Source organism: Paraburkholderia sp. A1RI_3L, from assembly GCF_048957895.1.
In the GTDB taxonomy this organism is placed as follows: Bacteria; Pseudomonadota; Gammaproteobacteria; order Burkholderiales; family Burkholderiaceae; genus Paraburkholderia; species Paraburkholderia kururiensis.
Genome location: NZ_JARCHA010000013.1, coordinates 110,079 through 118,337 on the forward strand (window position 1 = coordinate 110,079; position 8,259 = coordinate 118,337).

The following is an 8,259-nucleotide window of genomic DNA, read 5'->3' on the forward strand; positions in this document are numbered from 1 at the left end:
AAACGGCGCGAGTGTGCGGGGCAGTATATACCGCTGGTTTGGCGCGAAAAAAATAAAAACCGCAGGGATAAACGGCCACGCACGGCCTTGCGCGCGCTATCTGGCAAGCGCTTGCGGCTCCGTGAAAACACGCATTGCGATGCAGCTTGCGGCCGGCGTTTTGGCGGTATATACCGCTTCGATACCTGCGCCTTACGTACCCCAGAAGCCCATTCGAGGAGCCGCCGATGCCGTCCGTTGCCACCATTCCCGTGATCGACTTCGCCGGCGTGCGCGCGGGCGACGCCGCTGCGCTCGCGCGCGCCGGCCGCGAGATTTACGACGCGTGCACGACGATCGGCTTCTTCTACATCGTGAATCACGGCGTGCCGCAGCACGTGATCGACGCGGCCGAGGAAGCCGCGCGCACGTTCTTCGCGTTCCCGGTGGAAACGAAGCGGCGCGCGGCGGTCAACAAACGGCACCGCGGTTTCAATTCGCTCGGCGACGCCACGATGTACCAGGCGACGCGCCCCGACTACAAGGAGTTCTTCAGCATCGGCCTGGAGTTGCCCGAAGACGATCCCGACGTGCTCGCGGGCCAGGCCTTGCGCGGGCCGAACAACTGGCCGGACTTCATGCCGTCGCTGCAACCGGTGCTGTACGGCTACTACGAAGCCGTCGCGCAGTGCGGCGCGGACCTGCTGCGCGCGGTGGCCGTGGGGCTCGGCATTGACGAACACTTCTTCGCCTCGCGCTATACGAAGCGGATGCAGCGCACGCAGATGGTCTATTACCCGCCCCAGCCTCCGCAGTCCGACGAAGACCAGTTCGGCGTCGCGCCGCACACGGACTACGGCTGCATCACGCTCTTGTGGCAAGACCAGGTGGGCGGGCTTCAGGTGCGCGAGATCGCGAACGAAACGTGGGTCGATGCGCCGCCCATGGCGGGCAGCTTCGTGGTGAACGTGGGCGATCTGCTCGCGCGCTGGACCAACGACCGTTTCCGCTCCACGCTGCACCGCGTAATCAATGCATCGGGCCGCGAGCGCTATTCCATCGCGACCTTCTACGATCCCACGTACAGTGCGACGGTCGACCCGCGCGATCTGGGCACGTCGGCCGCCGAGGTGCGCTATCCGCCTGTGGCGGCGGGCGACTACATCCTTGGGCGCATCAACGATTCGATGGGCTACCGCAAAAAACTCGCGGCCCAGCAACAGCAACAACCAGGAGAACAGGAGAAAACGGCATGACGGATTCGGGCGCGGGCGAGAGCGAGAGCGCTTCGCTTGCATCGACTCTCGCGGCGCTGCGCGAGGCCCTGGGCAACGACGCGGTGCGCACAGGCGACGAAATTGGCGAGCGTTCCATGACGGACTGGACGCATCACGCCCCGGCGCGTCCCGCGGCGCTGCTGCTGCCGCGCACGACCGATGACGTTTCGCGAGCGCTCGCCATCTGCAACGCTGCGCGTCAGCCCGTGGTGCCGCAAGGCGGCATGACGGGACTCGCGGCAGGCGCCGTGGCGCGCGCCACCGACATCGCGATTGCGCTCGACCGTCTCGCGGGCGTGGAAGAGATCGACCGCGCCGCGGCCACCCTGACCGTGCGCGCGGGCACGACGCTGCAGGCTGCGCAGGAAGCGGCCGAAGCGGCGGGTTTCGAACTTGCGCTGGACCTCGGGGCGCGCGGCTCGTGCCAGATCGGCGGCAACCTCGCGACGAATGCGGGCGGCAATCGCGTGATCCAGTCGGGCACGGCGCGCGAGCAGGTGCTCGGGCTCGAAGTGGTGCTCGCGAGCGGCGCCGTGCTCAGTTCGATGAACAAGATGGTGAAGAACAACACCGGCTACGACCTGAAGCAGCTCTTCATCGGCTCCGAAGGCACGCTCGGCATCATCACGCGCGCCGTGTTGCGCCTGCAGCCGCGACGCGCGGCGCGGCATACGGCGCTCGTCGCGCTCGAAAGCTACGATGCCGTGGTGAGTCTGCTGCGGCGGTTATCGGCGCGGGTGGGCAACGACATCGGCGCATTCGAGATCATGTGGCCGGACTTCTTCGACTTTGGCGTCGCGCTCACGGCAAGCGCTCGCTCGCCGTTCGCCACGGCGCACCCGCTCTATGCGCTCGTGGAGCACACGAGCTTCGATGCGGCCGACGGCGGCGAGCGGTTCGCCACCCTGCTGGGCGAGGCGCTGGAAGACGGCGCCATCCGCGACGCCGTGATCGCGCAGACAGAGGCGGACGCCCGCGCGCTGTGGGCCATCCGCGAATGCACGGCGGAGTTTCCGTCGCGGCTCGATCCCGTCAACTTCGACGTGAGCCTGCCGATTGGCGACATCGGGCGCTTCGTCGATCATTGCCGCGCCGAGCTGGACCGCCGGTGGCCCGGCAATCGCTCGTATTTCTTCGGTCATATCGGCGACTCGAATCTGCACGTGACCGTGGATGGACACTCGGTGCCGGGCGTTTCGCATCACGACGTCTACGCGTTCGTCTACGCCATGCTCGCGCCGTATGGTGGCTCCGTTTCGGCGGAGCACGGCATCGGTTTGCTCAAGAGGGAGTTTCTGCCAGTGTCGCGCTCGCCCGAAGAACTGGCTGCGATGGCCGCGATCAAGCGCGCGCTCGATCCGAACGGGATTTTGAATCCGGGGAAGGTGATTTAGCGCAGTACTGGGCGGTGCCTTCCTGGCAGGCATCGCGCAGCATCCCTTCAGCGAACCACAGTCAGCATGATCGCGCTGGCGCCCAGCACGCCGCCGCAGAGCGCGCAGGCCCACAGCAGCGCACGCGTGCGCCGATGCTCACGCCGGATGTCCGCGGCAAGCCGCAGCCGCGTTTCACTGCGATCCGCGCGATGCTCGCGCTCCAGATAGCGCACGAGTAGCTGCGGCGTGCGCGGCACCATATGCGCGAGGTGCGGCAGCTCGCGCGAGAGCCGTGCGATCCAGCCGCGATGGCCCAGATCGCGCCGCGCGATATCGGCCAGCACGCTTCTCGCGATGTTCCACGAATCGATCTCGGGATGAAGGGCACGCGCAAGCGTCTCGGCCTGGCTAAAGGCCCGCTGCGCGGTGACGAGCCGCGCGGGCACGGCGCCGTCGAATGGCTGCACAGCGTGCAACAGATGGTGGAACGCCGCGCCCGCCGAACGGTCTTCGGGGGTGGCTGCGAAATGGGCCTCGCTGCGCGTGCGCAGTTCGGCTTCGAGCTGTTCCGTTCGCGTGTCGGCGGGCACGTGGCCGGCGGCCTGGTGGATCTGCGCGAGCCGTCCGTAATCCTGTTCGAAGAGCGCGGTGGCGCCGTGCACGAAGAAGTCGCGCTCCGGCGACGAGAGGCTCGACATCACGGCGAACTCGGCCAGCACGAGCCGCCCGCGGCTCTCGGGCTCCACGCTCACGCGCACGCGTCTCGCGTCGAGCGCCGCATGAAAGAAGCCGTGCTCGAACGCCTGCTGCGTCACGACCTCGATCAGATGCACGGCCACTTCGGCTACGTTCACGTGGTGCGCGTGCAGCGCTGCGATATCGAGGGCCGGCACCGCTTCGACGTGCTGCACGACGAGCGTGCGCGCCGTGCACAGTTCCCAGATCACGTCGGGCACCACGAGCCGCGCGTCGCCTTCGAACTGTCGACCGGTCTGGCTGAGGCTGGCGGCCTGCTCGCGCAGATCGAAGCGGCGCTGAATATCTTGCGTGAACGACTCCGCGAGCGCCTGCGCGTTGAGCCGGCGAGCGGCGGCGAAGAAGCGTTCCATCCAGTGGGCGGCGCCGCGCAGCAACGCGGCTTCGTCGCCCACCTGTTCGACTTCGTGCTCGCGCAGCAGCTTGATGGCCACGGTGCGATGGCCGTTGACCGGCACGGCGAGCTGTGCGATGTGGGTCTGCTCGCAGAAGCCCGTGTGCACGGGCCTGAGATCGATCGAGGTGAAGAGGTCGGCGAGCGGGCGGCCGAAGGCGGTGTGCAGCGCGGCCTCGGTGGCGGCGGGGGCAAGCGGCTCTTCGAGATGTGCGACGGCGTCGAGCGCGTCGTGCAGCGTGCTCTGCGCCAGTTCGGGGTGCGCTGCAAGCGCCTCAGCGAATGCACCGGCGACCGGCGCGAGACGCGGCAGCGCAGCGGCGAGTCCCGGCGGCACGTTGCCGGCCTCGTGCATGCCCGAGACAAGCGTGACGAACCAGTGGAGCTTGTGGTGCTCGGGCGCCGCGCGCCGGAGCAGGCGGGCGCCGTAACGCAAGGCACACAGGACGAGCAGGAAGCGACGGAACAGTGAACGCATGGAACGCATGGAACGCATGGAATGCATGGAATGCAGGAAAGCAGCGGAAGAGCGACGGTGCCGCCTGCAAGGCGGCGCGCGTGCGGGTCTTCGACACGCAATCGGAGCGTTGAGGGTAACAGGGAACGCGGTGGGGCGGGGCATCAGGGTTTGCGCTCAGGGCCACATACAAGGGGGTAACCAGGGCGTCACCCGAGCGTAACCAAGGCGTAACCCCGGGCCTAACCACGAGCGTCGCGAGGGCTGCGTTCCAGCAGGCTGGACGCCTTGGCGCAGGCCGCTCGCATGGGGTTTTTCATGCCGGGGCACGCATTCTGTCGCGCGGTTTCACGTAATACAATACGGCGGCTCAACCTTACCGCTGCTGCCCCGGGGCCCGGACAACGCGATGCTCGCAGAACAACGTCATCAATACATCCTTACGCAGGTCGCGAAGCACGGCGCACTCTCGGTGGCCGAACTGGTACGCGAGCTGAACGTCTCGCGCGAAACCATCCGGCGCGATCTCAATACCCTGGCCGGCCGCGGCCTGATCGTGACGACACACGGCGGCGCGCTTTCCAACGAGCGCCGCGAACCCGACCTCGACGTGCGCGAAGCGGCGAATGCCAGCGCGAAGCGCGCCATCGGTGAACGGGCGGCGCAACTGGTGCCCGACGGCGTGTCCGTCATCATCGATTCGGGCAGCACCACGCATGCGGTGGCGCGCGCGCTCACGGCGCACCACCGGCTCACCGTCTATACGAACGACTGGCGCATCGCGCTGCTGCTGGGCCGCCGCAACGACAATCGCGTGACGCTCCTGGGCGGTGAGCTTTCGGACAGCGAAGACGCCGCCTTCGGGCTCGACACTGTGCAGCAACTCGCGCAATACCACGCCGATTTCGCGTTCGTGGGCGCGGGCGGCATCACGACCGAAGGCTATCTGACCGACTATTCGCGGATGGTGGCCGAAGTGCGCAGCCGCATGCTGGGCGCGGCCGGCACGGCCATCGTGGTGGCGGACCATTCGAAGTTCGGCCGCGTCACGCCCGTGCGCATCAACGGCTTCGAGAGCGTGCGTTACGTCGTGACCGAACTCGCGCCGGAGCGCGCCATCGCGAAGGCGATCACGGCGCGCGGCCCGGAAATCGTGGTCGCCTGATTACCTGACGTGCAGCCCAAGGGCCGCCACCGTGCGGCCGATCGCGGCGACGGCGTTGTGCATCTCGTTGGCGTCGATAGCGCCGATGCAGCCCACGCGGAACGTCTCCAGCTGCGTGAGCTTGCCGGGATAAAGGATGTAGCCGGCTTCGCGCACGGCGGCGTAGAAATCCGCGAAACGCCATGCCGGGTCGCGCGGCGCGTGGAACGTCACGATCACGGGCGCCTGCACGTCGCCCCGTAGAAACGGCTCGAAACCCAGTTCCCTCATGCCTTCTATCAGCACCGCGCAGTTGCGGGTGTAGCGCGCGCCGCGGGCGGGCTGGCCGCCTTCGGCCGCGAAGCGGTCGAGGGCATGGCGCAGCGCCGCAACCACGTGCGTGGGCGGCGTGAAGCGCCACTGCGACGTCTTCTGCAGGTAGACGTACTGGTCGTGCAGATCCAGCGCGAGCGACGGCGAGCGCCCCGCACATTCCTCCAGCAGCGCGCGGCGCACGATCACGAAGCCCATGCCCGGCACGCCCTCCAGACATTTGCCGCTCGCCGAGATCAGGGCGTCGATGCCGCCGTCGCGCAGGTCGATGGGCAGCGCGCCGAACGAACTCATCGCGTCCACGATCAGCCGCTTGCCGTGCCGCTTGCACACGGCAGCGATGGCTTCGAGCGGGTTCAGCAGCCCCGCGCTCGTTTCCAGATGCACGAGCGCGACGTGCGTGATGCGCGAGTCGCGGTTCAGCGCGTCTTCCACGGCGGCGGCCGTCGCGGGTTCGTCCTCGCCGAGCGGCAGCGCCACGTGCGCAATGCCCATGCGCTCCAGAATGCGCACGATGCGCGCGCAATAGGCGCCGTTATTGGGCACCAGCACGCAGCCGTTGCGCGGCACGAGGGTGCCGATGGCCGCTTCCACCGAGAAGGTGCCGCTGCCCTGCAGGGGCACACAGACGTAGTCATTTTCGCCGTGTACGATCTGCACGAGATCGGCGCAGACGCTTTGCGTGATGCGGTTGAAGGCCGCGTCCCAGGAGCCCCAGTCGCGCAGCATCGCCTCGCGCGTCGAGGGCGACGTGGTGAGCGGACCGGGCGTGAGCAGGACGGGATCGTTTCCGAGAATCAACATGGCCTCCGGCGAAGGGATTGGACGGCAAAGAATGCGAACGGCAGGGGACACGAACAGGCAGCCCAGCGTCTCGATGATATGCACTTTATTGGCGGATTGTGTCATTTTATGGAAATTGATCCAATCGTCATGGCGCTGTCACGAAACACTGTGATTCTTGCCGTGCCCGGCGATACGGGGCTTTGAGGGCTTGAGCGGCGCGCGCCGCGAAGCCCGCAAGCGCCTGCGCCCGGGTCGCGGCGCGCAGATTGTCTGCAATCTGCAATTCCTGCCACATCCGGGGTACCGTCGGCAGGAATACCGGCGGCGGGCGGCGCCGTCGTCCCAATCACAACTGCTACCGGGTTTGTCCGCATGCCGGGCGTCCCGTCTGATCTTTATGCCTTCGGAGAGCGACATGACAATGAAGCATCCCCTTCTCGCAAGCGCAGTCCGCAAACTGGTGCCGCTGCTCGCGGCAGCGGCGGTGATGGAAGGTGCCGCGATGCCGGCCCACGCAGCCGACGCCGTCGTGCTGTACACGGCCGATGGGCTCGAAAATCTCTACCGCGACGTGCTGCCCGCCTTCGAGAAGAAGGAAGGCGTGAAGGTGAACATCGTGACGGCGGGCAGCGGCGAAGTGGTGAACCGCGCGACCATCGAAAAGGACGCGCCGAAGGCCGACGTGATCGTCACGCTGCCGCCGTTCATCCAGCAGGCGGCGCAGGGCGGCCTGCTGCAGAACTATCAGAGCGTGAACTACAAGAACGTGCCGGCCATCGCGAAGGCGTCGGACGGCGCGTGGGCCACGTTCGTCAACAACTACTTCTCGTTCGCGATCAACCCGGAAGTGGTGAAGACCCAGCCGAAGACGTTCGCGGACCTGCTGCACCCCGACTACAGCGGCAAGATTGCGTACTCGAATCCGGCCACGGCGGGCGACGGCATGGCGGTGATCATTCTCACCACGTCGCTGATGGGCGAGGACAAGGCATTCGACTACCTGAAGAAGCTCGAACAAAGCGCGAAGTTCCATACCAAGGGCACGGGCTACCTCGACGTGCTGCTCTCGCGTAACGAGATCATGGTCGCGAACGGCGACCTCCAGATGGATCTGGATGACGCCGCGAACGGCGGTCTTTCGCTCAAGCCGGTGTTTCTTGCCGCCGAGTCGAACGGCCAGCCCACCACGTTCCAGCTGCCCTACGCGATCGGCCTGATCAAGAACGGCCCGAACCAGGCAGGCGGCAAGAAGCTGATCGACTATCTGATGTCGAAGGAAGTGCAGGCGAAGGTGCCCGACGTGTTCGGCATTCCGGCGCGCACCGACGTGCCGCTCGCGGGCAAGAACGGCGAAACCGTGAAGCAGTCGATTGCGGGCGTGAAGCTGATCCCCGTGGACTGGAACCAGGTCATGACGAAGAAGGCCGACTGGACCACGCGCTGGAAGAACGACGTGATCGGCAGCTCGGGCAAGCAGACGGAAGTCGTGAAGCCGAAGCAGTAAAGGTGGGTGGTGCGGCGGACGGGCAGGTGGCGTTTCAAGCGAGTTTCATGTGCGGCTTCGCACGGGGTTTCGTGTGAGCCCTGTGCGAGGTTCAGGTGAACTTCGCGTGAACTTCAAGCCAGTCTTCGCCGCAGCGCTGCTGCCATGTTCTGAATCCCGGGCCTGTCGCGTTTGCCGCGTACAGGCTCGACGTCTGGAGGATGTAGCGGGTGACAACTGAGAGCACGGCGCAGGGCGCAGCGGCGCGTGCCGC

Annotated in this window: 6 protein-coding genes; 4 read left to right on the forward strand and 2 right to left on the reverse strand. The window is 66.7% G+C overall.

The window, feature by feature from the left end; translation table 11 throughout:
* Nucleotides 1-227: 227 nt before the first annotated feature.
* Nucleotides 228-1,235, forward strand: coding sequence for an isopenicillin N synthase family dioxygenase (locus tag PXJ20_RS27570; protein WP_421032515.1), 1,008 nt, complete (start codon nt 228-230; stop codon nt 1,233-1,235).
* Nucleotides 1,232-2,650, forward strand: a complete 1,419-nt coding sequence (locus PXJ20_RS27575; RefSeq protein WP_421032514.1) for an FAD-binding oxidoreductase — start codon at nt 1,232-1,234, stop codon at nt 2,648-2,650. The genes PXJ20_RS27570 and PXJ20_RS27575 overlap by 4 nt, the downstream gene beginning before the upstream one ends.
* A 47-nt stretch (nt 2,651-2,697) precedes the next feature.
* Here PXJ20_RS27575 and PXJ20_RS27580 read toward each other — a convergent pair whose 3' ends face one another.
* Complete coding sequence (locus PXJ20_RS27580; protein WP_421032513.1) at nt 2,698-4,260, reverse strand: ABC1 kinase family protein; 1,563 nt, start codon at nt 4,258-4,260, stop codon at nt 2,698-2,700.
* Between the two features lie 388 nt (nt 4,261-4,648).
* Between PXJ20_RS27580 and PXJ20_RS27585 the strand changes: the two genes are divergently transcribed.
* Nucleotides 4,649-5,404 carry a DeoR/GlpR family DNA-binding transcription regulator gene (locus PXJ20_RS27585; protein WP_199541284.1) on the forward strand — a complete coding sequence of 252 codons (756 nt, stop codon included), beginning with the start codon at nt 4,649-4,651 and terminating at the stop codon, nt 5,402-5,404.
* Here the strand turns inward: PXJ20_RS27585 and PXJ20_RS27590 are convergent, their stop codons facing one another.
* On the reverse strand, nt 5,405-6,520 hold the full coding sequence (locus PXJ20_RS27590; protein WP_421032512.1) for a 2-aminoethylphosphonate--pyruvate transaminase: 1,116 nt from the start codon (nt 6,518-6,520) through the stop codon (nt 5,405-5,407).
* 397 nt (nt 6,521-6,917) lie between these two features.
* Between PXJ20_RS27590 and phnS the strand changes: the two genes are divergently transcribed.
* The gene (gene phnS / locus PXJ20_RS27595) at nt 6,918-8,006 is read left to right on the forward strand and encodes a 2-aminoethylphosphonate ABC transporter substrate-binding protein (RefSeq protein ID WP_126879417.1); all 1,089 of its coding nucleotides are present in this window, start codon (nt 6,918-6,920) and stop codon (nt 8,004-8,006) included.
* Nucleotides 8,007-8,259 lie beyond the last annotated feature (253 nt).

Bases quoted from the DNA above. Each gene is read 5' to 3' on its own strand.
- phnS (WP_126879417.1), top strand. From the start codon at position 6,918: ATGACAATGAAGCATCCCCTTCTCGCAAGCGCAGTCCGCAAACTGGTG.
- PXJ20_RS27575 (WP_421032514.1), top strand. From the start codon at position 1,232: ATGACGGATTCGGGCGCGGGCGAGAGCGAGAGCGCTTCGCTTGCATCG.
- PXJ20_RS27580 (WP_421032513.1), bottom strand. From the start codon at position 4,260: ATGCGTTCACTGTTCCGTCGCTTCCTGCTCGTCCTGTGTGCCTTGCGT.
- PXJ20_RS27590 (WP_421032512.1), bottom strand. From the start codon at position 6,520: ATGTTGATTCTCGGAAACGATCCCGTCCTGCTCACGCCCGGTCCGCTC.
- PXJ20_RS27585 (WP_199541284.1), top strand. From the start codon at position 4,649: ATGCTCGCAGAACAACGTCATCAATACATCCTTACGCAGGTCGCGAAG.
- PXJ20_RS27570 (WP_421032515.1), top strand. From the start codon at position 228: ATGCCGTCCGTTGCCACCATTCCCGTGATCGACTTCGCCGGCGTGCGC.